This window comes from Pedobacter sp. MC2016-05 (assembly GCF_026239735.1).
Classification (GTDB): domain Bacteria; phylum Bacteroidota; class Bacteroidia; order Sphingobacteriales; family Sphingobacteriaceae; genus Pedobacter.
In genome coordinates this window covers 1-23750 of sequence record NZ_JAPIVT010000034.1, presented here as the reverse complement: position 1 = coordinate 23750, position 23750 = coordinate 1, and the positions used below count along the sequence as shown (strand labels likewise).

Here is a 23750-nt window from a genome sequence, read left to right as displayed (position 1 = left end):
AGATATACCCTAAAAGATTGAGGGACACCGGGGCTGAAGGAGAATTGAAATACTATATTCGAATCTGTTAAAAAAAGCAAAATATATCTCCTCCAAGGCAATAAAACCGTATTATTGTAATACTATGTACACTTTATTTATCATGAATAACATATCCCATAAATTAATTTTATTCATTTTTTTTTACCTTTTGGCTACAAGTGTTTTCGGTCAATCTAAGAATGTACAACTTCCTGCCAATTGGTACAATTTGGACTTGACTGAAAGTGGCTATTTTGGTATCAGTGCTGAAAAAGCATATAATGACTTATTAAAAGATAAAAAAGTTGAGCAATATGTTATCGTTGCTGTTATTGACGGTGGGGTTGACACTAATCATCACGATTTAAAAAATGTTTTGTGGAGGAATAAAAAAGAAATTCCCAATAATGGTATTGATGATGACGGTAATGGATATGTTGATGATATTCATGGATGGAATTTTATAGGATCTAAAAATGGGAATTTGGAATTCGATAATTTAGAACTTGTAAGACTGCTAAAAATTTACACGCCAAAATATCAATCTACAACCAATCTTACCCCTTTAGATAGTACGCAGAAAGAAGAATTTAATTTGTATAAAAAAATGGTTGGTGACTTCGGTAAAAAATATGAAGATGCCAGCAATACTTTTTCTGTTTTGTTGGCTATTAATAAGGTTTTGGATTCCGTATCAATATTAAATAATAAGAAAATTCCGTCATACGAAGACATCGAGAAATATAAAGCTAATGATGAAACGGAGGAACAAGTCAAGACGATTATCAGAAAAGGCTCAAAAGAAGACGGGAGTTTTGAAAAATTTTATAAAAGTATCAAAGAGGGATATAAGCAATATGACGCTATGCTTAAATATAATCTTAATCCCAAATACGATCTTAGAGCTGAATTAGTAGGAGATGACTATACTAATTCTCATCAAAAAAACTATGGTAATAGTGATGTAAAGGGGCCAGATGCCTTTCATGGAACGCATGTATCTGGAATTATTGGTGCCGATCGTTCAAATTCTTTGGGGATTATGGGGGTTGCAAATAATGTCAGTATTATGGCTGTTAGAGTAGTGCCTACTGGTGATGAACGTGATAAAGATGTGGCTAATGGAATCAGGTATGCGGTAGATAATGGTGCCAGAGTAATTAACATGAGCTTCGGAAAAGCCTACAAATGGGACAAAAAAATTGTTGATGAAGCGGTTAAATATGCAGAAACCAAAGGGGTTTTGTTGGTACATGCTGCTGGGAATGATAACCAAAACAATGACGTTGAAGAAAATTTTCCCACTAAATATTTCGAGAGTAGGGAAGCTGAAGCTTATAAAGAAGTTCATAAAAAACCTGTTAAGCCGGATTTTGTACCCCTTCCAAAAACTAATCAAAGTAGTGGAATTGGAGGAATAGCACCTTCAATAGGGAGAACCCCTGAAGCTAAAAAAATTCCGTTAGATACCGCAAAATTTGCTCTCCCGCATGCCGATAATTGGATTGAAGTAGGCGCAAGCTCCTACAAAGATGATGAAAACTTAAAAGCAAGTTTTTCTAATTATGGAAAATATACTGTAGACGTTTTTGCTCCTGGATTTTTAATCAATTCTACTGTTCCTGAGGGGAAATATGAAGAGGCTGATGGAACGAGTATGGCTGCCCCAGTAGTGTCAGGTCTTGCCGCATTAATTCTCAGTTATTATCCGCAGTTAACTCCTACACAGGTACGGGAAATTATTATGAAATCGGTTTCGCCAGTGGTACACAAAGTCAAATATAAAGATAATAAGGGTGACAATGTCCGTGCTATGTTTAGCGAAATTTGCGTAAGTGGTGGAATAGTCAACGCTTACAACGCCTTAAAATTGGCAGAGACGTATAAATAGTTTTAATCTGCTCTTTGCAATTCCATTTATCTATTCATTACCTATTGATATTTATGATAAACTGTTGAAAAGTACCGAACGGATAGCCTTTTGATTTTAGCCACTTGATAAAATCGTCCATTCTACTCATCATTTTATCGCCAGTGTTTTTACGAACATAAGCTGGAAAACCAAATCGTTCAAAGTCGTCAAGATCTGTAAATTCCCATGGGTGGAAGTAAATATTAAGGTATTTATCTTTTTTATAAGTCCAGCTGGCCAATTTCTTATAAAGGCTTAAAGGTAAATTATGAAAGGAAAGCCAAAAAAGTGGAAACCTTAAAACTGGACTTACTGAAGCCGGAATTTGTAAAACATTCTCTTCGGTATAGAATGTTCTGGAGATATGAAAATTGTTGTACCGCCCAGGAAGGTAAGTAGGATTAATGGAACTATTATATTGATATCCTGCTTTTTCGATTTCCTTTTCATCCACAGGCATCATTCGAGCCATGCGATAGCCGGTGATTTCTGCACCAGATAGTTCTTCCAATTTCAATTTTGATTGAAGCAAATGTTCCGGTTTGAAATCGGAATGGTAGTAACCATGGGAAGCTAACTCGTGGCCAGTTTCGATAATTCGTTTGATTAGATCTGGAATATTTTCTGCAAATGTTACTGTGCAAAAAAAGGTAGCTTTAACTTGATGTTTATCTAACAGATCCAGAATAGCAATTGTACCCTTTCTGGAAATGGCGATTTGATCGGCAAAAGATATATCTTTTCCGTATTCAAAGGGCATATCAAATTCTTCAATATCGAAACTTAAAAGCACCATTATTTATTGGGAATATTTGTTGAACGGATGATATAATTTGGGCGATTTTTAGTTTGCATAAACATTTTACCCACATAGATGCCAATAATACCTAAAATGATCAGTTGCAAACCACCAAAAAATACGATAGTCATGATCATTGATGCCCAGCCGGAAACCTCTACATTGTTTACAAATGCATAAATAACATAAGGAATATAGAGTACCGAAGCCAGTGACAAGATGAAGCCTAAATAGACGGCAGAATAAAGTGGTTTAATACTAAATGAGGTAACACCATGAAGTGCGAGGCGAAACATCTTTTTTATGGTGTATTTACTTTTTCCAGAAAAGCGTGCAGCCGGGTTATATTTTATGGCGTACTGTTTAAATCCCAGCCATTTTACCAGTCCACGCAGAAAAGGTTCGTTCTCCTGGAAATTTCTAAACACATTCACCACTTTTTGATCGAGCAGACGAAAATCTGCCGCTCCGGGTTCTAAATCGATATCTGATAGCCAGTTTAATGTTTTATAAAATAAACTCGACGAACTGCGTTTTCCTTTTGAAAGCGTCTTATCTTCCTCACGAATGGTATAGACAACTTCAAAACCTTCCTGCCATTTTTGTAGCATTTCTGGAATCAGTTCTGGCGGATGTTGCATATCACAATCCATAGAAATTACACAATCACCGAAAGCATGGTCCATCCCTGCTTTTACAGCGAGTTGATGGCCAAAATTTCTGGAGAATTCAAGGAAAAAAACATTATAGGAAGTTGATGCATAAGCTTTGATCTTTTCGAGCGTATGATCGGCGCTTCCATCATCCACCAGTATGATTTCATAATGATAATCAATTGATGAGAAAACCTTTTTAATACTTTCTGCAATAACAAAAATATTATCAGCTTCGTTGTAAGCCGGTATCACTATGGAAACTAATTTTCTCATTTATCGGTAGTCAAATAAGATCCAAAATCTTCTTTCAGCATCTGGAAGATAATGGTTAGCCAGATGATTATACAAGGTAGGGCTTTGAGCGAATATAGACGAATAAATTCTTTTATCGCTCTCGGAAAAATGTCAGTAGGCGATAGGCTGGTAAGTATAAACGCAAAAATGAATAGGCCCACAACCCAATTGTTTTTTTGCTGAATAACGAACCAAATTGCGACACCAGCGAATGCAATGATGTAAGTCGGCGATTCGGAACCACTGCTAAAAATTACCGTAAATATTAATGTAGAAGCCAACACCATTAATCGAAAGGCTAAATGCTTAAACTGGCTAACGCGTAAATATGGTAAGCCAAAGAGTAATAATCCACCCAATAGAAATGGGGTGTTAGATAGTTCCACATTTCCACTAATTCTCCTTGCCATGCCCATTAGCGAGATATCCTGAAAAGACGTTAATGACGCATTTGTCGCATTTTTATGCACCAGTGAATTATACCAATCAGCATAAGATTGCACTACAAATGTTGGAGATGATAGAATTATCGGTAAGGCGAATAATATACAAAATGCGATAAGCCCAGCTATGATAAACTTAAGTTTGTTACGGGCAAAGAAAAAGAAAGCCAGACCTACTATCCCATATAATTTTATTAATGTGCCAATGGCGATCAGTAACGCAGATTTAACTTCTTTCTGTTTTATTAAGTAGGAGAAACTGAGGATGATGAGCCCAGTAAGTGCAATATTAAATTGAAAACTGAATAACGCCGTTAAAGTTTCGTGGGCACAAATCCACGCAATGATACTCCTTTTCCTTATTGAAATTGGCAGACTGAAAATTCCAAACAGTAGCACAGCAACATTTGCTACGTTCCATAAAATCATCCCCAAACCATCTGGCAATAATGCAAAAGGTGCTATAAATACTGAAAATATAGGGCCATAATGGTTACTATCGCCATACTCAGGGTAATTATTATAAAGGTTCTGTAAGTCTATCGTGTGGTAATAAACATATTTAAAAATGAGATAATTGTTATAAGAATGATGTTGATATTGCTTGAAGCCAGCAATAATGGCCAGGAGAATGTAAACGGCAATGATGCATTCCTTTTTTAATAGAAAGCTAAAGATTTTACGTGATTTTAGGTTATTTGAATCCACCATGGTAATTAACGGCCGAAGATAAGCATTTTTGATAAGTGCATTATTTCCCTGAAATAGCAAATGAGAAGTAAATTATTTCCAATTGCTAACTATCATCTGATCTCCCAGGTTGATTTTTCCTTCTCCTTTGTGGATAAGATTTTGACCGAACATAATCTTATTACCTTCTTTACGGTAGCTAGCTAAAGTCTTTAAGGGCTCGCCTCCCTTTATTCCTGTTTCTTGATCAACGGTAATTAAAATACATCGGGCACAAGGTTTAACGCATTGGAATTCAATTCCATTTAATGCGAATGTTTTAATGCGGTCTTCCATATGCGCCTCATCACCAGTAAAAACAAAGTTAGGGCGAAATCGATTCATGTTTATGGGTTCTTCAAGCTTTTGATTAAGATTATCCAGTGATGATTGTCCGATAAGCAGGTATGGATAGCCATCTGCAAAACTCACAATTTCACCCTGGGTAGCATAGTTTGGATCGACTTTTCTTTTTGCTTTTAAAGGCATCTTTACAAGTCTGACTTCCATTTCCATAAAATCAGTAAACCATTTGCTCACATTTTTACTCACTTCTACGCCGACAGAAATATCATCCCAAATGCTAACCACAATTTCTGTAGCACTGACCTCAGCTATGGGAAACGAAATCTTTACGCCTGAATCATTTTTGTGAGAAACAATAATGTTTTCATTTTCAATTTTGACAGTAAGTAAGGCCAATTGATGGTGTTTCCTTTGTGTAATAAAAGTTCCTTCATTATCAATAAGCATCCACCGTCTATCGTATTTCAAGCCGCGATCTTCCATAAAAGCCTCCTTTAGGCTAACACCGCCAAGCGACTTGATTGGGTAGACATAGATACCAGAAATGTATAAGTCATTCATCCCATAAAGATAGAAAACAAAAAACCTTTTGCAGAGTAGGATAGATAATAAGCCCTGCTGATTGGTTTTTAATAACAAGTTCAGTTTAATAAATATCAAGCCGTGTAAGATTATGAAGCAAAATTGCGGTTTAAAACTTTAGTTAAGCTGTACTGTTGTTATAGCTTCATCTTGATATATTCTTAATGGCAAAACGCGGCTTGGTTTGGTTTAAAAATGATTTAAGGTTGCATGATAACGAAGCCTTGACAAAGGCAGCAGGAGAATGCGATGAATTAATATTTTGCTATTGTTTTGAAAAGTGCGATTTTGAAAAGCTGGAACTTGGATTTCGAAAAATAGATATAGTGAGATTCAAATTTTTGGAACAATCTATTTTGGATTTGGAAAAAAATCTTGAATCAAAAGGTGGGAAATTAGTCATTGGATCGGTGTCTGCACTAGAAACTTTGCCCATACTGGTAGAGGAGTATGGCATAACAGCTATTTATTCGGAAAAAGAATATGCTGATTATGAACTGAACCTGGTTAATCGCATCACTGAAGCTTTACCAGAGGTTCAATTTCATTTTTATTGGGGCAAAACGCTTTATCATATAGATGATATCCCCTTTACGATAGCTAAGATTCCACTTACCAGCAAAGCTTACCGAATTCCTGCGGGGAAAGAAGCTGATCCACGGGCAACTCTCGGCCTACCTGACAAGTTAAAATCAATCAAAAAAATTGTAAGTCATAAATGTCCTTCTTATAAAACTTTCGGATTTACTAAAAAAGAATATGACGGTGCAAAGCCTTTTGTTGAAGGTGGTGAAACGGCAGCTTTAAAAAGGTTGGAATATTATACTTTCCAATCCGAACTTTTAACAGGTTACCGCTGGAGTAGAAATAAATCGGACGGGCTAGATTACAGTTCGAAGTTTTCTCCTTATTTGGCATTAGGCTGTATTTCTGCCCGAGAAATTTATGAAAAGGTTAGAGATTACGAATCGAAGATCAAAAAAAATCAAAGTACCTGGTGGCTGATTTTTGAGCTGGTATGGAGAGATTATTTTACTTTCAAAGCCATGCGCTTCGGTAGCAAAATTTACAAAACAGAAGGTTATAAAAAGAAAAAATTAGAGTGGGAGAACGACCCATTAAAGTTTAGGAAATGGTGCGATGGTGAAACGGGAATTCCATTTATTGATGCGCATATGCGGCAATTAAACCAAACCGGATATATGAGTAATCGTGGACGGGTAAATTGTGCCAGTTATTTTGTACACGACTTAAAAATCGATTGGACCTGGGGGGCAGCCTATTTCGAATCGAAATTAATCGATTATGATGTCAGTTCTAATTGGATGAACTGGCATATGCAGGCATTCGAAATCTGGTACACTAACCCTGTGCACCAATCAAACAAATACAAGGCACAGGATTTTATACGCAAATGGATTCCCGAGCTTTCGGACAAAAACGATATCGAAGTTTTAATCCCCTGGCAATTTGAAATTTCAGAATATATAAAGCCAATTGAGGTTTGCAAAAAGTGGGATAGGGCAATTGGCTTGATCGAAAAACTGTAAGTTTGAGGAAAGAATAATTTTGGAAGCAACCAGAAGTCAAAAACTGGATGTGTCTTTTAGTCAAATTCTATACAAAATGAACAAATTTCTATTTGCACTCGTTCTTGGTATCATTAGTTTTAAAGGCTTCGGACAGACCTCAAATCTATCGATTGAGAAATTTAAGAAACTTTATCCCGAGCAAACTAACGTATCTCCCTATCACAATTCCTGGACTCAAAAGCATTTTCCAAAACGGATTAAAGAGTTTATGGAGCAGCCGCTTGAATTTGGAGAAATTGTTTTCATTGGCAACAGCATTACAGAAGGCGGTGGTGATTGGAGCAGCAAGTTTGGTATCAAGCATATTCGTAACCGGGGTATTGCAGGCGATCTCTCAGATGGTGTGTTGCGACGTTTAGATGAGATAACTTATTTCAAACCAAAAGCTGTTTTTATCCTCATTGGGATTAACGATTTGTTTAATATTCACCAGTTGGAAGATAATCCTGCTTTAAAATATGCCAACACCGTTCCCTCTCCGGTTTTTGTAGCCAAAAACATATTGAAAATCACAAAGGAGATTCACCGCAAATCGCCCCATACCAAAATCTTTGTTCTAACGCTGCTGCCAACCAGAAGAGCCTTTCTCAAGAAGGATATTCTTATTCTGAACAGTCACATTAAGCAAAATGCAACCAAGGGTTTTTATCAGCTTGTTGATCTTTATTCTGTATTTTTAGATGGCAATGGCGATTTAGAGGAAGAGTTTACAAAAGATGGGGTGCACTTAAATGATAAGGGATATCAGAAATGGGTAGCTTTCGAAAAACCACTTCTAGAACAGCTTTAGTAACCACTCTATTGTTTTTTCATGCACAGCCTCGATGTTCTTTAAAGGCAAAGAAACGCGTGTATTCTATAACAGTATGATAGTTCGCGTTATCCAAAGAAAAAAAACGCATTTGAGGTAGAATGCTTTATCTCTAAAGGGGTTTTCTAAATTAGCCTAATCTTGTCCTAAAGTCAGTTGGCGTTTGTCCCAATAATTTTTTAACGTACCGTGTAAAGAAAGATTTGCTGCTGAAACGCATCTCCTCGGCAATCTCGGATATATTTAAGTGTCTATTTTGCAAGAGCAAAATGATTCTTTCTCTGGCATGGCTTTTTATCCAATCGGAAGCAGTGCGATCTGAATGGATTTTGCAAAGGTGGTTTAAGTATTTTGGTGTAATGTTTAACTCATTGGCATAAAATTGTACCTCTCTTTGGGTGAGGCAATGCTGTTGCAGTAACTGGATAAACTGTTCGTAGAGCGTTCCTGTTTGCAAACTATGACGCCGACGCTCATATTCGTTTGCAAAGCTATGCCACATCTCTAATATAAACAGACGCATCTGTAATTTGAGTGCTTCCTCGTAAAAGCGGTGATCGGTTTCCTGGAAACGCAGCAGGAGCCAGGTAAAGTTGTTTAATATTTTATCCTTCTCGGCTTTAGTATTAATATCTTTAACAGGGTGTACCCTGGAGTGGAGCTGTGCATTTATGCTCCATCCCTGATCGGGAACGTTATCGATCAGGAAATTTTTTTCTACGAGTAAAACCGTTGCCTTAAAACCTTTTGATACTTGGGATATTTTCCATCTGGATTCTGCAAACCAAAAGAGAAACTGGCCAGCTGCACAGCTCATTTGCTGATCGTTGAAAATAAAATTTAATTTTCCACTATGGCAATACAGGTGCACATGATATTTTTTTAAAAGCTTTTGAGTCGCATCATCCACGTTCCAAAGTGATAATGATACAACTCTTGGGGCAGGCGTTTGTGTCATTTTTATTATTTGCATTCTAAATTAAGTAATATTTGACATTAACGGCGCCATTAGTGGCATAAATCAGAAATAAAGTGGTCGGAAATTTGATGAACACAAAAGATGAAAAAGAAAGATCACTCGGTATTTGATGATTTAAGAAATGGGAAAACAATCACCTCATCCCATCCCGGTCGCGACGAACTTAGAAAATCATCCTACGCAACTATTGGCCTATTACAGCAAATGAATAGCAGCGCCGATCCGCTCTTAATTAATGAGTTTTTGGCTAAAATTACCCGTAAAAAGATAGATGAAACGGTAGCTGTGTTTCCGCCATTGTACATCAACAACGGAGAAAATTTAAGTATTGGGAAAAACGTTTTCATCAATTTCGACTGCACTTTCCTGACTTTAGGTGGAATCACAATTGAAGATCATGTACTCATAGGCCCGAAAGTAAGCTTGCTTTCTGAAGGACATCCACTGGCTGCTGCTGAAAGAGATTCACTCGTGCCAGGCAAAATCCATATTAAAAAAAATGCCTGGATAGGTGCTAATGCCATCATTTTGCCGGGCGTAACGGTTGGCGAAAATGCTGTGGTTGCTGCTGGTGCAGTAGTATCAAAAAATGTTGATGACAATACCGTGGTTGGTGGGGTGCCGGCAAGGTTATTAAAAAAATTAATGTAGTAAATAATGAAAAAGTTGATCATCCTAAGCTTGATAGCCAGCTTAATTACGCTCCAGCTACAGGCACAAGTAAAACCTGAAAAAACAGAAAACAAGATGAAAAGAGATATTCCAAAAATCAGCGATTTCCCAACGGGAGAAGAAAACACAGGCTTTGCCCAATATTTTACGGGTAAATCTTACCTCGCTCCATTAACCAGCAATAAAAGCCTTAACGTTCCATTGGCAAATGTAACTTTCGAACCTGGATGTAGAAATAACTGGCACAGCCATACCGGCGGGCAGTTGCTCATCGTAATCGGCGGCGAAGGCTTATATCAGGAGCGGGGGAAACCGGCGAGGCATTTAAAGTCGGGTGATATCGTTGAAATCGGGCCAAATGTTGAACATTGGCATGGCGCCACAACCAAGAGTTGGTTTTCGCACCTTGCTACCAACGGTAGCCCGAATTCCAACGAAAATAAATGGCTGGAGGCTGTTAGTGATGAAGATTATCAGGTTGCTAACAATCAAATTTTGAAATAATGAAAGTCATCAGCTGGAAAGTTGGATTGCTCCTTTTGCTATCCACTATCATGATTCCCAAAACGAAAGCACAAGAAATGGCCACATTAACTAAACAGGAAAAAAGCCTCGCTGGTATTTCTGCTACAACGGCAACAGGTAAGCTAGACTTGCTTAAAGTTCAACTCGTTGAGGGTTTGAACAATGGATTGACGGTCAATGAAATCAAAGAAACCCTCACGCAATTGTATGCTTACTGTGGTTTTCCTCGAAGTTTAAATGCCATTAATACGTTTTCTGCCGTATTAACCGATCGCAAAGCGAACAAAATCAACGATGTTGAAGGAGAAAAAATTATACAGAATACGGTAAAGGATAAGTATGAACAGGGCAGAAAGGTTTTAGAACAATTAACTCAAACACCGCAAGCAAAGCCTGCACCTGGTTTTGGCGAATTTGCGCCTCGTATCGATGCTTTTTTAAAAGAGCATTTGTTTGCCGATATTTTTGCCAGTAAGGTGCTGGATTTTCGCCAGCGGGAACTGGTTACCATTAGCGCACTGGCCTCTATGGAGGGCGTAGAAAGCCAACTACAATCTCATATCAAAATGGGCAGAAGCACAGGAATTACCGTTGCGGAGCTAGAAGCACTGAGTGCTGTTGTTCAGCAGTTGGTAAGTACTACGCAGGCGAACATCTTGCTTAAGAATATAGATCAACCGACACTTGCAGTGATCAAGCCCGATATGATAGTCCGCATTTCTCAAATCGAAATATTTCCAGAAAATCTGGAGACCTACAATGCGATCTTAAAGGAAGAATCGGCAGAGTCAATAGCGAAAGAACCGGGAGTGATCGCCATTTTTCCAATGTTACAAAGGGAGCAGCCCTCACAAGTGAGGATTATAGAGATTTATGCCGACAAAGCTGCCTACGAACAGCATTTGCAGACTCCTCATTTTAAAGAATATAAAACATCTACTTTAAAAATGGTGAAAGCATTAAAATTGATTGATATGGAAAGCCTGGATCAGGAAATCATGAAGGCAATATTTAAAAAGTTGAAATAAACCTGCACTATTTTTTGAGATGCTAATAAAAAACTGAACCATATTTTGGCAACTTCATTGTTTTTTAAATAAAAAGCCTATGGACAGTGGTGTTCCTTAAATCTATTCCACAAACAGATTTCGCTGTTCTTAGATGACTATATATTTTTGATGGCGGCTTCGAAAAAGCACCTATTTTACTTTTGGTGCTAACCCGAATTCTAGTTAGCTGAAGTTAATAGAAGATAAACCTTTTAACATTACAAAATTTAGGAAATCAAATAGGATCACTTGCATAGAATGTGTTTCGGTTGAATAAATCAATTTTAATGTATGCCTTAACGATGCTATCGTTATCGTACTTTTCCGACTGTGCATGCACTGCACGCAAAATTGAGTTGGATACAGTATAAATTACTCCTTAGTGTTGACAATGAAGAAAAAGAGAATTTTATGTTGCTGAAACAAAAAAGAACAACTGGACGTCGCGACAACTGGAAAGGCAGGTTCATAGTAATCTTCATTAAAGATGTCTATTAAGCAATGACATCTTTCAATACAATAATCCAGTCCCTTAAAAACTCAACAAAAAACAGAGTTTTTATAAACTGCCTTGACTCAGGTAAGAACTTCCGTATATGTTACCCTGGATTTATGGTTCAACGACTATTTTATCCATCCTGATTTCAATACTTGTATTATTTCTCATGTGTTTTCTTTGGAACCCGGTGTCCTGATAGAAAATGGCAAACATATAATGGCAATGGTTCCTCGCTGATTTGCACCGGGTCCTATTGCAAAGGTTGCCAGCTTACCTGATTGCTGTTTGTTGATCATATCAATCCTCTCCTTAATCGAAACAAGTCCCATTGAGATTTCTTTAATCCCGCCAGTTACATTTTTATTTGCGGCATTCTCAATTCCCACACCGTTATCTTCTACGGTGATACAGATTTTATCTTCTTTTCTTTTAATTGTCACAGCGAGATGAGCTTCCGCTTTTGGATCGATAATCAGTCCGTGTAATATAGCATTTTCTATTAATGGCTGAATTAACATCGGCGGGAGGTACAAAGTTTTCAATTCAATGTTCTCCTCAACACTAAATGTGTAAGTAAAGGCATTATCATAGCGCATTGCTTCCAGTTCTGTATATAAGTTTAGCGCTTTCCATTCTTTATCGCCGGTTACTAAACTTTTGGTAGAATTTTCAAGGATTAATCTACTTAATGAGGCAAATTTTTGTATTAACCTGGAAGCTTTCCTTTTCTCATTGTCCATTACATAGGCCTCAATTGAATTGAGGACATTGAATATGAAATGTGGGTTCATTTGAGACCTGATGGCCTTTAGCTCGCTTTCAGATAATTGGTATTGGTGCTCTTGAAGTTCGTTCTTGAACTTTAACCGTCTAATCCGGTAAATGTTTAAAAAGTAAATTAACACTGACATTAGAATAACCAGCGCTAGAATCCCATATAACCACAATTGTTTTAATTCTAACTTATTTAATTTTTGTTGCTGTGAAAGTTCATTTACCTTGCTCGCCTGCAACTTCTCATTATTTCTCGCTATTAAAAGCTGTTTTTCTTTTTCATCAGATTGTAACTTCTCATTTTGTAGTTGAATGGCCTGAAGATCTCTAAACTGTAGACCCTTTTGCAGTTCCGCGTAATTCAAAGCCAATTGTAGCTTTTGTTGTTTCAATTGCTCATCTGATAGCAACTGATTTTGCTGATAGGAGAGTTCCTTTTTATCAAATTCGTACTGTATTCCCATCCGGGTAATTTCAGTTTTCTTTTTATTGCTACCAATGCTGTCTGCAAACTTAAAGAACTGTTTATGGTAAAACAATGAACTATCCGGAATTTTCAAGGCTTCATACACTTCACTCAATCCCAAACTTGCATCTCTTTTGATTTCATTAATATCTAGCTTTTTACCAATGTTTAATGCGTTATGGCCATATGATTTGGCTTGTTGATAATTGCCGCTTTTGTAATAGGCTGATGATACATTAATATAATTGAATCCAAGACTTCTCTCGTTATTTAATTTTTTGTTGAGTTCAATGGCTTTTAAGCCATATGTCAGGGATAAATTTGGTTGCATCTGGTTAGCATAATATCCTGACAAATTACCGCTTTCTCTGGCAATGGCTCCTAAGTCTGCTATTGAATCCGCTAATTTTAAAGACAGTTTACTATATCTTATCGCCTCATTTAAATCATTCTTCTTAAAATGAACAGTGGCTATATTAGTGAGTGTATTAACCTGGTTAATATAGTTTTTGTGTTTTTTATGTATCAAATAAGATTTCTGATAATTATCCATGGCTTGCGTCAGGTTGCCCATTTCATTATAGATAGTTCCAATATTTGAATTCGTAGCTGCTATATCAAGCTCATCTTTTATGGGGTCAAGTTTTGTTAATGCTGCTAAATAAGACCTTAATGCTTCCGGAAATTTAGATTGCGCCATGTAAATCAGGCCAATAGTAGATAGATCTTTCCCAACCCCGGTATTATTTTTAAGTGCGTTATCTATTTTCAATGCATTATTCAGTGATGCTAATGCTTCTGGAAACTTAGAAGTAAAATATTGCAATATAGCTTTGACCCGATAAGCATTTGCAACAATGTTTTTTTTAGTGATTTTATCCTGAAATGAAATGATTTCCTCAACGTGTTCGAAAGATTTACTTATATCAGTCCGCATCTTTATGACTGCTAAATCATATAAAACCAAAGCTCTTGCGTTGCCTTCATTTGAATGGACTTTTAATAAAATATCAAGAGAATCAATTTTTTTAGATTGTCCTAAAGCGGTATCAGGTCTTACCATCCAAAAAGTCAAAATAAATATATAGACCAGGGGTTTTTGCTTAAGATACATTCTTAAAAAATTATAAGGTTGTATGAAATTGATCCGTTTATCTCTGTTTTTTATTGATTACCAACAAGATAAAAGGTTTTTTAAATATAAAAGTTCTTTTAGGAATATTTCTTCTTCTTCCCTAACCCTAAAGATGACTTCACTCATTATATTCCCTATTTCACTCATCAGTAAAAAACCATATGGTTAGCGCTCATAAGTTTGGTTAAGTAAATCGAAATTCTTAAAAAATATATTATATGAAAAGCGACCTTCAAAACTTATTAACGACCAGTATAGCTGTTTGTCTTTTAGTTGTTTATAGCATTAATGCGGATGCTCAAGTGGGTAAAAAATTAACCAAAAAGCCGGCAGATCCTATGGAAGGCAAAGTTAAGCCAGTGATTACATCGCCCATGGCCGGTTCAACAGTAGATGGCCCTTTTGTATTGGTAGGTAAGGCTGAGCCCAATACAGCTATAAATATATATGTTACGCCAATATATAAATTACCAAAAAGCGCTAACGGAAAACCAGTTTTGGTTGTCAGTACCCCTCAGCATAAACAACAACATTTTAGTGCTAAGGCAGATGCCAATGGTGTGTGGCAAAGTCCGTTGATAGAAGTAAGGTTTGATAGTAAAACAACCGGCCGAAGGATATTTGCTTTTGTTGACCAGGTATGGGGATCTTATATCTATCAGACTAAAAACATCGAATATCTGGCCTCGCCAAAATTAACCATGTTAATGGAAACCGTTAAGATGCCTGCAAGGTCACATCATTAGGAAAGGTAACGGGATAGTCATTATTTATTTATCTGAATTAATGAAGATATGAAAAACCTGTTCATAATTAAGCTATTAATGCTTTTGGTTAGCAGTGGTAGCCCAACGCAAAATTTGCCCAAATGTATTGAAAAGCTCAACAGCAAAACAGATCTGACCACTAAAAGGTTCGAGCGGGTTCTAAAGCTTAGTGGCAATAGGACGGTCTATGAATTTTCCATCACGAGCAAACACCAATGTATCCATTGTGAAAGAGGGATAGTTTATTACGATGCGAACTGTAATACAGTAGCATATTTCATGAACACCAGGGGGCCAAGCGGGTTTGTAGCAGACGGTTATGCAGTAGCAGATTTCGGTAAATCCGGCTTTCATAACGTTCGCTATGGTGAAAAGCAGGAACCGGTTGCAGCATGCATCACAAAAATTATGTCGAACCCGGATTCGTTAAAAAAATTAGGCGTGAAAATAATCGTGCAGGTGCGTATCAAAGAAAAGATTCTTTACGGTATAGAGCATGAAACAGACCCAAAATTGGCCAACTGTAAGGATTGTGCCAGGGCCTTTTCATATTATAATCAAGATTGTAAACCCGAAGTAACATTTAGAGTTGGCGGAATAGCGGGTATAAAGGGCGAAAAGGGCTACACTTCGAGCGATTATGTGAACAGGCGTATCCTAAAAATATTGTGGAATGCCAACTAGTATTTTTTTTTGGTATAAACACTCAATAATTACCAATCTTAAAACCATCTACTAATGAAAACTTTAAAAAACACCCTGAAATATGGGATAATATTTTGCCTCGCACTATTTGCTTCCTGCAAGAAGGATGGAGTGGATGCGGATAACAAAGATGAAGGAGAAATTAACCTGGCAGACTATTGTATCATTGGCAGAAAACCTGCGCAACTCTCCAATGGCCAAACCGTACAAATACCTTACATCATTAACTTTGATGAATATGGAAAAGCATCACTATTAAGAGAAAGCGCTAAACCGTTTACTTTTAAAGACGGCAAAATCAGAATTGATGGCACAATGGTTTTTACTGTGCAAAACAAGGCGATTACTGCTTACGAAGATTTGTTCAAACGCTATCCATTTACCACTTACAATCTGCAAAAAAAGCCAGCTAAAAATCAACTGAATGAAACTTCCTATCAAGGAAATTGGACCAACATTGCGAAAACATTTTCTGTGTTTACTTTTCGCCCGGATACTTACGATGAAAAAGCTGGTGCAATTTATCCATTTTCCGGCAAGTACACTTTAATTGCAAACCTCGCAGCCAGAAGCAATACACCAGATGCAGCAGCCAACAATTACGCAGAGTATGATATCGTGTTAATTGATGGCAAATTGGAGGTCACCTGCAATAAGAAAAATCTGGTAGGTACTGGCTCAGAAATTTTCACTTACGGCATATTTACTAAAGTTCCATAAAAAATAAGTATCTGTTTGCTCATTTCACCATAGCCTCCACTCGTTAAAAAGCAGTGTTCAATCATCGTTAACAAATACCTTCCAAGTGCTTGTTAAGTTTGGGTAAGCAAATCAAAAATAACATAAAACCAAGAACCATGAAAAAATCACTAATCGTACCAATGTGTATCATCCTTACAGCACTGGCTTGTAAAAAGCATAAAACACCTGCAGAAGATCAAGAGGTGATTAAAGGTGATATTAAACAAATTGTGGAAACTGTAAATGGCATCACCTATAAAATCTTTACGGATAAAAATGCAACCGATTTCAAAGGGATTTTGGTAGTGGGCAGCGGTAACGACGAAAACAATCCTTCAGAAGGCCAAATTAACGGTACAAGTGAAACTGCTTTGTGCGAAAAAGCCGCCGCTAACGGTTATGCAGCAGCAATTGTAAGATATCAAAAACCTCCAAATGGTGCTGACTGGAATAGCAGGGCCAAATTAATGGGCGAAGATTTCAATAAGGCCATTGTAGGTATTTCGGGAAAATACAGTATCGATAAAAACAAGTCGGTTGTGGGTGGTTTCTCTTATGCATCATTCATGCTGTTTTCAGATATATCTGTAAATACAACCCTTAGTTACACCAAAGGCGTTTTAGGCGCATGTGGCGGAAGCGGAGCCTGGAACGCACAAAATTTTAAAGTCCCGGTTTTTGCAATAAACTGTAGTGGTAATAACGAAGGAAACTTTAATGGAAAGGCGCTTTACGATCAAATTCCGGTTAGTTCTGCTGTTAAAGCTAAGAGTGAAGGGGTAACAGACAATAATTGTAACAGCCATTGTGGTGGCGACTGGACCAAGCAAATGTATAACAAAATGGTGTTTTGGTTACAATAATGCGGATAATATAAATCGTTAAAAAGTAAGTCATGAAAAGCTTAAAATATATATTCACAAAAACACTCTTCATTTTTGCTGTATGGGCTGTGTTTGCTTCTTGCAAGAAAGATAAAGATGCCACTAAGGAGGATGTTTTCGATCCTACTCAGTATTACATTACAGGGGAGGGAGTAGATAGCTATAGCACATCATATGCTATCGTTTTAAAACCCAATGCCCTGGGCCATTTCAGTGCGCGTGGCGGAATCCAGAATGCCTCCTTTAATTATATATACGAAGGTGGTGCTTTAAAAGCTGAAAATATTGGTGTAGCCTTTACAATCGTAAACGGTGCGGTTACCTCCAGTAGTAACCCGAATTACAAATCTTACTATTTACAAAAAATACCAGATGCCGATGCTTTTTCGGGAAGGAACTTTAGAGGAACGATAGCGACAAACGGTCTTGTTAATGGAAAAACGTGCTCCATAAAATTTACTGCAGCTAAAAAATTTACTGTAAGTATCGACGGGTTTGGCCAGACCGGTAATGGAGCCGACTACACCCTGCAAAATAACGGAGTAGCTACCGCGAATACGGGCAACGAGGGAAGGCTCCATCTGATGAGCATTGCCAATGGAAAGTTATATTATTCACAATATAATGCTGCAGGTAACACACATTATTACGGACTGCTCAAAGCAGAATAAACGTTTGAAGATCTCATGAACTTAGTTTTGAACAACAAAAAATCGCTATGAACACGCTAAAAATCAAATTGCTGTCAATATTGCTCTTAAGCTTTATGGCATGCAAAAAGGATAAAGTTACGCCAGATCCTATAGAAGAACCATTTGATATTACAAAATATGTTATCGTGGAAAACGGACTTGGATTTACACGGAATGATCCGATCATCAATACATTTGATCCGCAGGGCAAAACTGCAATCCTGACGATAATTGGAGGTAGTATCCCAAACCATACCCACACTTATCAGGATGGTATTCTCAAAATATTTTCCGAAGGCACGCTTCGAAAGGAATTTAAAATAGAAAATAAAGCGATCGTATCAAGTTCAGCAAAATTAGCTAATTATACCGGCAAACTGGTTAAAATTCCAACCTCTGCTAATAACATGTTTAATGGAAATACCTATGCTGGAGGTTGGAGAACCGAAGGAAGCACACTGATTTTTGTGGCCAGCTTGAAATTTACAGATACGCATTACAGTGAGGCTTCAATTAACCTACCTACACCAAATAAAGAATATACATTATTTAAAAATATAGCTGCCCAAAGTTATATAGATGGCATAGGAAGTATTTGGTTGCTAGATGATGGAAAACTAGAGGGAACCAGAATTAATGTCAACACTTTAAAGGAAAGCGTGGGCACATTTACTAAGCAATAATTTAAAAGAATTATCATGAAAATATTAAAAATACTACCAATGATATTTTTGCTATTAAGCTTTGTGGCATGTAAAAAGGATAAAGTTACGCCGGAGCCGGAAGAAGAGCTTTTTGATATCCGGCAATATGTTCTGGTAATTAAACAAACAAAAAGTAACGGTTGGGTGGATGATATTAGGTTAAGGACTTTCGAAGCGCAAGATAAATGTGTCATAATTACTGAAAGCGGGCCTATTGCCGATAATGGGTTTACCTATAGTTATGATAAAGGTATCTTGAAACTATTTTATGACGGAAGGCCTAATCACGAATTGATGATCGAAAATAACGCTATTAAATCAACGACAGATAATGCAGCAGGCAGATCATATAAATTGATTAAAATACCCTCAGAGAATCCGTTTAATGGAAATATTTACTCAGGTGGATGGAAATCCGAAGGAAGCTTGGTAACGGTTGTTGCCAGTTTAAAATTTACTGACACTCATTTTAGTGAGGCTTCCATCAATTTCCCAGTACCTGATAAAACCTACGAGCTCATTAAAAATATAGCTGCTTATAAAAAAGATGTAACCAATAAGGTCCTCACACTTTGGGTACTATCAGACAGAAATTTGGAAGGGTATCGAACCTACTACGGCAATAATAATTCCAATAGATCAACGGGCACTTTTACTAAACAGTAATTTCAAACCATAATCATGAAAAACATATTGAGAATGCTACCAATATTATTGTTAACGATAATGGCGAGCTGTAAAAAGAAAGACCCTCGTCCAGAAGTCTTTGACATTACCAAACACGCCATTATTGGGAAATTAACTGGTGGCTACCCTTATATTCTAACATCAGAAGGAGCTGATAAAGCAACGCTTACCCATTACAGCGTCAGCAGTGGAAGCTATACTTACGTCAATGGTGTCTTTAAGTTTAATTTCGATAATGAGGTTATAGGTTCTTTTGTGATCGAAAATGGTCAAATCAAAGCTTATAACGGACCAGTGATAATTAACACCTACGATATGGTAAAAATACCTGTTACCAATCAATTTGATGGTAAAACATTTAAAGGGAATTGGAATGGGACAGTTCATTCAACACAAATTAAATTCACCGGAACCAAGTACACAGAAGTCACCAATAACCAGCAAAGTGAAGCTAATTATACGCTGATCAATAACCTAGCAGTTAAAAAACAGGAGGGCAACAGCATTACCTTATTTACGATAATGAACAATAAGCTTGAGGGAGGCCGCAGTACATATCCGGTTAATGTTTGGGGCACTTTTATGATGCAATAAGGCTGACACATTTTTTATTTAACATTTCAAAATGAAAACATTAAAAATCACATCGGTGCTCTTACTGCTACTGAGCTTTATGGCATGCAAAAAAGATCATGAAAACAATGATGCAGAAGAAAATAACAGAGTTATAGCCGTCTACGCCGGCGCACAATTTTCTATGTTTATCAAAGCTGACCATAGTCTATGGGCAACTGGGAGGAATGATCATGGGCAATTGGCTGATGGCACGACAAAGGGGATAACCAGACCAAAAATGGTGATGAGTAACGTTTCTGCTGTAAGTTCCGGAGGTACACATACTATGATTTTACAAGCCGATAAAACACTTTGGGGAGTGGGCTATAATTCGGGCGGACAATTGGGTGATAATACCACTCAGCCTTCGGCAAGCCCAAAGCTAATTATGACGGATGTACGGGCGATAAGTACTTCGATTAACCAAACATTTGCAATAAAAACCGACGGCACACTTTGGGCTATGGGAGGCAACTATTATGGCGAGCTGGGAGATGGTACGAACCAAATGATTAAAACACCCAAACAAATTATGACAGATGTGCTGGCCGTAAGCGCAGAGTATAATTACGCTTTAATTTTAAAAACAGACCATACCCTTTGGGCAACCGGCATTAACGAATATGGGAAGTTTGGCGATGGGAATACCACCAGTGCTAAAACACCCAAATTCATTATGTCTGGTGTAAGAGCCATAAATGCAACTATTGATGCCAGTCTGATTTTAAAGGATGACAATACACTTTGGGCGATTGGCGCTAATCCTACCGGTAAATTAGGTGACGGAACTTATGATAATATCAGTACCCAAAAACAAATGATGACAAATGTAGCTGCGATGAGTTCGATGGCGCACCATACCTTAATTCTAAAAACAGACAATACACTTTGGGCTACCGGAGATAACAGGGCCGGTCAGCTAGGTATAGGTGATATGCCCATGTTTAGCTCACCACAATTTGTAACTGATAATGTTGAAAGCATAGGTGCAGGAAGCGATCATTCGATAATTTTAAAAACTGATCATTCAGTTTGGCTTACCGGCTACAATGTTTACGGCCAGTTAGGAGATGAAGCAGATAAATTCAGATTCCTGTTCAAAGAACTTAAACTTTAACCTTACTATCATGAAAAAATTTATTTTGTATATCGTTTTGATAAACTTAAGCTATCTGGGCTTTGCTCAAGAGTTAACGCCCCCACAGGTAAAGGACTATGTTAGTGGTAGTACAATTCAGGTGAGTTTTCCTTTTGGTATAAAGGGAGTTCCGTTTTCACAAATGCCGGGCAGTACATGGTATCCTAATTCGAGTATCGTGGCCGAGTTACTAATGACTTATTACATGGAGGGAGATGCCACGAAATACACCACTAAAACATTCAAGTTCGTAAATCCTTCAGAAAAAGCAGGAAGCTGGACTATAACTGGTCTCGCCGTGGCACCATCACTTTATTCTAAACCAGGCAAAGGCATGGTGTACGAAAAAACTTCCTACCTGCTGTCTGTTTATCAGTCTTTTGGGGGTAAGCATTCAGCAATGTGGTATGCGAATATCAATCGTAGCGATGTGCAAATTCGTAAAATACCAGAGGAAAAATTAGGCCTGGTGGTTGTCCATCCAAAAGATAAAGTAATTCTTAATCCGCAGCCTATTCCGCCAAGGACGATTAAAAAAAAACGCCTAGTAAATCCATAGCAAGTATAAAAGTATTTGAAAATTAATCTTGGTAGCGCTTCGCAACTGAACACCGCTTTACAATCGGGTTTATCATTTAGAGCCAGTGGTTCTTTTGTACATTCTGCCCAGTAGGTGCATAACTTTAGACCGCCCTTAATTCGTGACCCCGATTGTCCAGGAAATCCTTTTTTTCCAAGCAACTTCAAATATATTACTGGGACGTGATGGATTTGTGATACAAAAGCAGATGCTTCATCATCAGTAAAAAACAAAAAAAGACTGCAGCAGCGGGAATAACTTAATCAAGACACAGGTACTGCGCTTCAATAATTTGTGCCAGCATAATCCTCATTCGCTAATCCATAACCTTGTTTACTCATTCAAATTACCCACTCACTCATTATCAAAAATTAGAAAACATTAAAATCGTTTTTTTGGGACGGCAATTATATCCATAATCATGAAAAATTTAAGAATACTACCCCTGCTATTGCTGCTGAGTTTTATGGCATGTAAAAAAGAAAAAGTTGGGCCAGAAACCGTAGAAGAGCCGTTTGATATTACAGCGTATGTACTGGTAGAAAAAGGCTTAGGTGTTTCGGATAATGATCATGTCATTACCACCTTCGAATTACAAGGTAAAGCTATCTGGTACACCTCGTCTGGGTTTCTTTCGGGTCCTACCTATAGTTATAATGATGGTGTTTTAAGAATTTACCAGGGAGCCACTCTTCACAGTGAGTTCAAAATTGAGAATCAAAAAATCATCTCCTATTCTAATAAAAATCAGCCCTATAGTTGTCAGTTAATTAAAATACCAAAAGGAAATCAGCTAAATGGCAATACCTATTCTGGCAGCTGGAAAAATCGCGGAAGCCTACTGTTTCAAGCTTCAGCATTCAAATTTACAGACACGCATTTTGCCGAGGCTTCATTTGATTTGCCTGTTCCAAATAAACAGTACACATCGATTAAAAATATCGGTGCTTATAGCTACATCAATAATGTAAGCACGCTATTGATAATGATTGACGGAAAACTTTACGGAACAAGAAATTATGCTAACGGAGAATTGGCAACAGGCGAGTTCACGAAACAATAATTTTAAATTTAATCATTATGAAAAATTTAAGAATGCTACCCCTGCTATTGCTTTTGAGCTTTATGGCATGTAAAAAAGATAAATCTCAGGATAAGGGTCAAAATACGGTGGTCAATATCTTTGCAGGAGATTTGAACAGCTTTTTCCTAAAAGCTGACGGCACCTTATGGGCCACCGGAGCCAATCAGTTCGGACAACTGGGTGATTGCACGACAACCAATGTGACTAAGGCAAAAAAAATTATGGACAATGTAGAAATGGTAAGCGCAGCTCCTGAACATACTTTGATTGTGAAGAAAGATAAAACCCTATGGGCGATGGGAAATAATACTTACGGTCAGTTGGGTGATGGTACCACTATTGCTGCGAAAACACCTCAACAAATTATGACAGAGGTGAAGTCGGTCGCCACAGGCAATTTTCATTCATTGATCTTAAAATCAGACAATACACTCTGGGCAATGGGAAACAACAGTTATGGACAGTATGGAGATGGCACAACGACCGTGTCTACACTACCGAAGCAAATAATGGTAAATGTAAAAAGCATTTTAGCAAAAAATAATAACACGTTCGTTTTGCGTACAGATAACAGCTTATTAGCAGCAGGAGAAAATGCTTATCACAACCTTGGCGGCTTTGACAAAAATAACGTAAAAACCCTTAAGCAAATTATGGCAGATGTAGAGTCGGTGACTGCCGGAACACTCAACACCATGATTTTGAAAACCGACAAAACGCTTTGGGGCCTGGGAAATGGTAGCATGTACGAATTTGGTGACAATACCCAAGGTACTGCATATGTAGCCAAACAGATAATGACCAATGTAAAAGCGGTAAGATCCGGAGATGCTCATACCATGGTGTTAAAAACGGACAACACATTGTGGGCTGCCGGCTTCAATGTTGCCGGCCAGATTGGTGACGCTA

At 37.5% G+C, this 23750-nt stretch carries 24 protein-coding genes; 18 read left to right on the top strand and 6 right to left on the bottom strand.

The window, feature by feature from the left end:
• Window positions 1-142 precede the first annotated feature (142 nt).
• Entirely contained in the window at window positions 143-1912 is a 1770-nt protein-coding gene (locus tag OQZ33_RS23730; RefSeq protein ID WP_265802029.1) for a S8 family peptidase, read from the top strand.
• A 37-nt stretch (window positions 1913-1949) separates the two neighbouring features.
• Here OQZ33_RS23730 and OQZ33_RS23725 read toward each other — a convergent pair whose 3' ends face one another.
• From OQZ33_RS23725 to OQZ33_RS23710, 4 genes are all read right to left on the bottom strand, one after another.
• Window positions 1950-2729, bottom strand: coding sequence for a polysaccharide deacetylase family protein (locus tag OQZ33_RS23725; protein ID WP_265802028.1), 780 nt, complete (start codon window positions 2727-2729; stop codon window positions 1950-1952).
• Window positions 2729-3661, bottom strand: a complete 933-nt coding sequence (locus OQZ33_RS23720) for a glycosyltransferase family 2 protein (RefSeq protein ID WP_265802026.1) — start codon at window positions 3659-3661, stop codon at window positions 2729-2731. The genes OQZ33_RS23725 and OQZ33_RS23720 overlap by 1 nt, the downstream gene beginning before the upstream one ends.
• A complete protein-coding gene (locus OQZ33_RS23715) occupies window positions 3658-4836 on the bottom strand; it encodes a glycosyltransferase family 87 protein (RefSeq protein WP_265802025.1) in 1179 nt (392 codons plus the stop codon). Before OQZ33_RS23715 ends, OQZ33_RS23720 begins: the two co-directional genes overlap by 4 nt.
• A gap of 72 nt (window positions 4837-4908) precedes the next feature.
• Entirely contained in the window at window positions 4909-5721 is an 813-nt protein-coding gene (locus OQZ33_RS23710) for an MOSC domain-containing protein (protein ID WP_265802023.1), read from the bottom strand.
• Between the two features lie 185 nt (window positions 5722-5906).
• Between OQZ33_RS23710 and OQZ33_RS23705 the strand changes: the two genes are divergently transcribed.
• Together OQZ33_RS23705 and OQZ33_RS23700 are read left to right on the top strand one after the other, a co-directional pair.
• Complete coding sequence (locus OQZ33_RS23705; protein WP_265802021.1) at window positions 5907-7292, top strand: DASH family cryptochrome; 1386 nt, start codon at window positions 5907-5909, stop codon at window positions 7290-7292.
• Between the two features lie 76 nt (window positions 7293-7368).
• Window positions 7369-8124 carry a GDSL-type esterase/lipase family protein gene (locus OQZ33_RS23700; protein ID WP_265802020.1) on the top strand — a complete coding sequence of 252 codons (756 nt, stop codon included), beginning with the start codon at window positions 7369-7371 and terminating at the stop codon, window positions 8122-8124.
• A 151-nt stretch (window positions 8125-8275) separates the two neighbouring features.
• On the opposite strand, the gene OQZ33_RS23695 is transcribed toward OQZ33_RS23700, so the two are convergent.
• Window positions 8276-9118: a helix-turn-helix domain-containing protein gene (locus OQZ33_RS23695; protein ID WP_265802019.1), complete on the bottom strand. Its 843-nt coding sequence runs from the start codon at window positions 9116-9118 to the stop codon at window positions 8276-8278.
• An 87-nt stretch (window positions 9119-9205) separates the two neighbouring features.
• On the opposite strand from OQZ33_RS23695, the gene OQZ33_RS23690 reads away from it, so the two are divergent.
• The 3 genes from OQZ33_RS23690 to OQZ33_RS23680 are packed head-to-tail and all read left to right on the top strand — an operon-like array spanning window position 9206 to window position 11349.
• Window positions 9206-9775, top strand: coding sequence for a DapH/DapD/GlmU-related protein (locus tag OQZ33_RS23690; RefSeq protein ID WP_265802018.1), 570 nt, complete (start codon window positions 9206-9208; stop codon window positions 9773-9775).
• A 6-nt stretch (window positions 9776-9781) separates the two neighbouring features.
• A complete protein-coding gene (locus tag OQZ33_RS23685; protein ID WP_265802017.1) occupies window positions 9782-10300 on the top strand; it encodes a cupin domain-containing protein in 519 nt (172 codons plus the stop codon).
• Window positions 10300-11349, top strand: a complete 1050-nt coding sequence (locus OQZ33_RS23680; RefSeq protein ID WP_265802015.1) for a carboxymuconolactone decarboxylase family protein — start codon at window positions 10300-10302, stop codon at window positions 11347-11349. The genes OQZ33_RS23685 and OQZ33_RS23680 overlap by 1 nt, the downstream gene beginning before the upstream one ends.
• 684 nt (window positions 11350-12033) lie before the next feature.
• On the opposite strand, the gene OQZ33_RS23675 is transcribed toward OQZ33_RS23680, so the two are convergent.
• On the bottom strand, window positions 12034-14172 hold the full coding sequence (locus tag OQZ33_RS23675) for a tetratricopeptide repeat protein (protein WP_265802013.1): 2139 nt from the start codon (window positions 14170-14172) through the stop codon (window positions 12034-12036).
• Window positions 14173-14462: 290 nt separating this feature from the next.
• Here OQZ33_RS23675 and OQZ33_RS23670 point away from each other — a divergent pair, with 290 nt between their 5' ends.
• The 12 genes from OQZ33_RS23670 to OQZ33_RS23615 form a co-directional block, all read left to right on the top strand.
• Window positions 14463-14990, top strand: coding sequence for a hypothetical protein (locus tag OQZ33_RS23670; RefSeq protein WP_265802011.1), 528 nt, complete (start codon window positions 14463-14465; stop codon window positions 14988-14990).
• 48 nt (window positions 14991-15038) lie between these two features.
• Complete coding sequence (locus OQZ33_RS23665; RefSeq protein WP_265802009.1) at window positions 15039-15695, top strand: hypothetical protein; 657 nt, start codon at window positions 15039-15041, stop codon at window positions 15693-15695.
• Window positions 15696-15749: 54 nt separating this feature from the next.
• Window positions 15750-16436 (top strand): hypothetical protein, encoded by a 687-nt coding sequence (locus tag OQZ33_RS23660; RefSeq protein ID WP_265802008.1) that lies wholly within the window; start codon window positions 15750-15752, stop codon window positions 16434-16436.
• A gap of 137 nt (window positions 16437-16573) precedes the next feature.
• Window positions 16574-17320: a hypothetical protein gene (locus OQZ33_RS23655; RefSeq protein ID WP_265802007.1), complete on the top strand. Its 747-nt coding sequence runs from the start codon at window positions 16574-16576 to the stop codon at window positions 17318-17320.
• 32 nt (window positions 17321-17352) lie between these two features.
• Window positions 17353-18012, top strand: coding sequence for a hypothetical protein (locus OQZ33_RS23650; protein WP_265802005.1), 660 nt, complete (start codon window positions 17353-17355; stop codon window positions 18010-18012).
• 47 nt (window positions 18013-18059) lie between these two features.
• Window positions 18060-18716 carry a hypothetical protein gene (locus tag OQZ33_RS23645; protein WP_265802004.1) on the top strand — a complete coding sequence of 219 codons (657 nt, stop codon included), beginning with the start codon at window positions 18060-18062 and terminating at the stop codon, window positions 18714-18716.
• 15 nt (window positions 18717-18731) lie between these two features.
• Window positions 18732-19403 (top strand): hypothetical protein, encoded by a 672-nt coding sequence (locus OQZ33_RS23640; RefSeq protein WP_265802003.1) that lies wholly within the window; start codon window positions 18732-18734, stop codon window positions 19401-19403.
• A 15-nt stretch (window positions 19404-19418) separates the two neighbouring features.
• Complete coding sequence (locus OQZ33_RS23635) at window positions 19419-20018, top strand: hypothetical protein (protein WP_265802002.1); 600 nt, start codon at window positions 19419-19421, stop codon at window positions 20016-20018.
• Window positions 20019-20049: 31 nt separating this feature from the next.
• Window positions 20050-21156 (top strand): RCC1 domain-containing protein, encoded by a 1107-nt coding sequence (locus OQZ33_RS23630; RefSeq protein ID WP_265802001.1) that lies wholly within the window; start codon window positions 20050-20052, stop codon window positions 21154-21156.
• A gap of 10 nt (window positions 21157-21166) precedes the next feature.
• The gene (locus OQZ33_RS23625; protein ID WP_265802000.1) at window positions 21167-21736 is read left to right on the top strand and encodes a hypothetical protein; all 570 of its coding nucleotides are present in this window, start codon (window positions 21167-21169) and stop codon (window positions 21734-21736) included.
• A gap of 442 nt (window positions 21737-22178) precedes the next feature.
• Window positions 22179-22820, top strand: a complete 642-nt coding sequence (locus OQZ33_RS23620; protein ID WP_265801998.1) for a hypothetical protein — start codon at window positions 22179-22181, stop codon at window positions 22818-22820.
• 17 nt (window positions 22821-22837) lie between these two features.
• Window positions 22838-23750 (top strand): RCC1 domain-containing protein (locus OQZ33_RS23615; protein ID WP_265801997.1); only part of this gene is annotated, 913 nt, incomplete at its 3' end.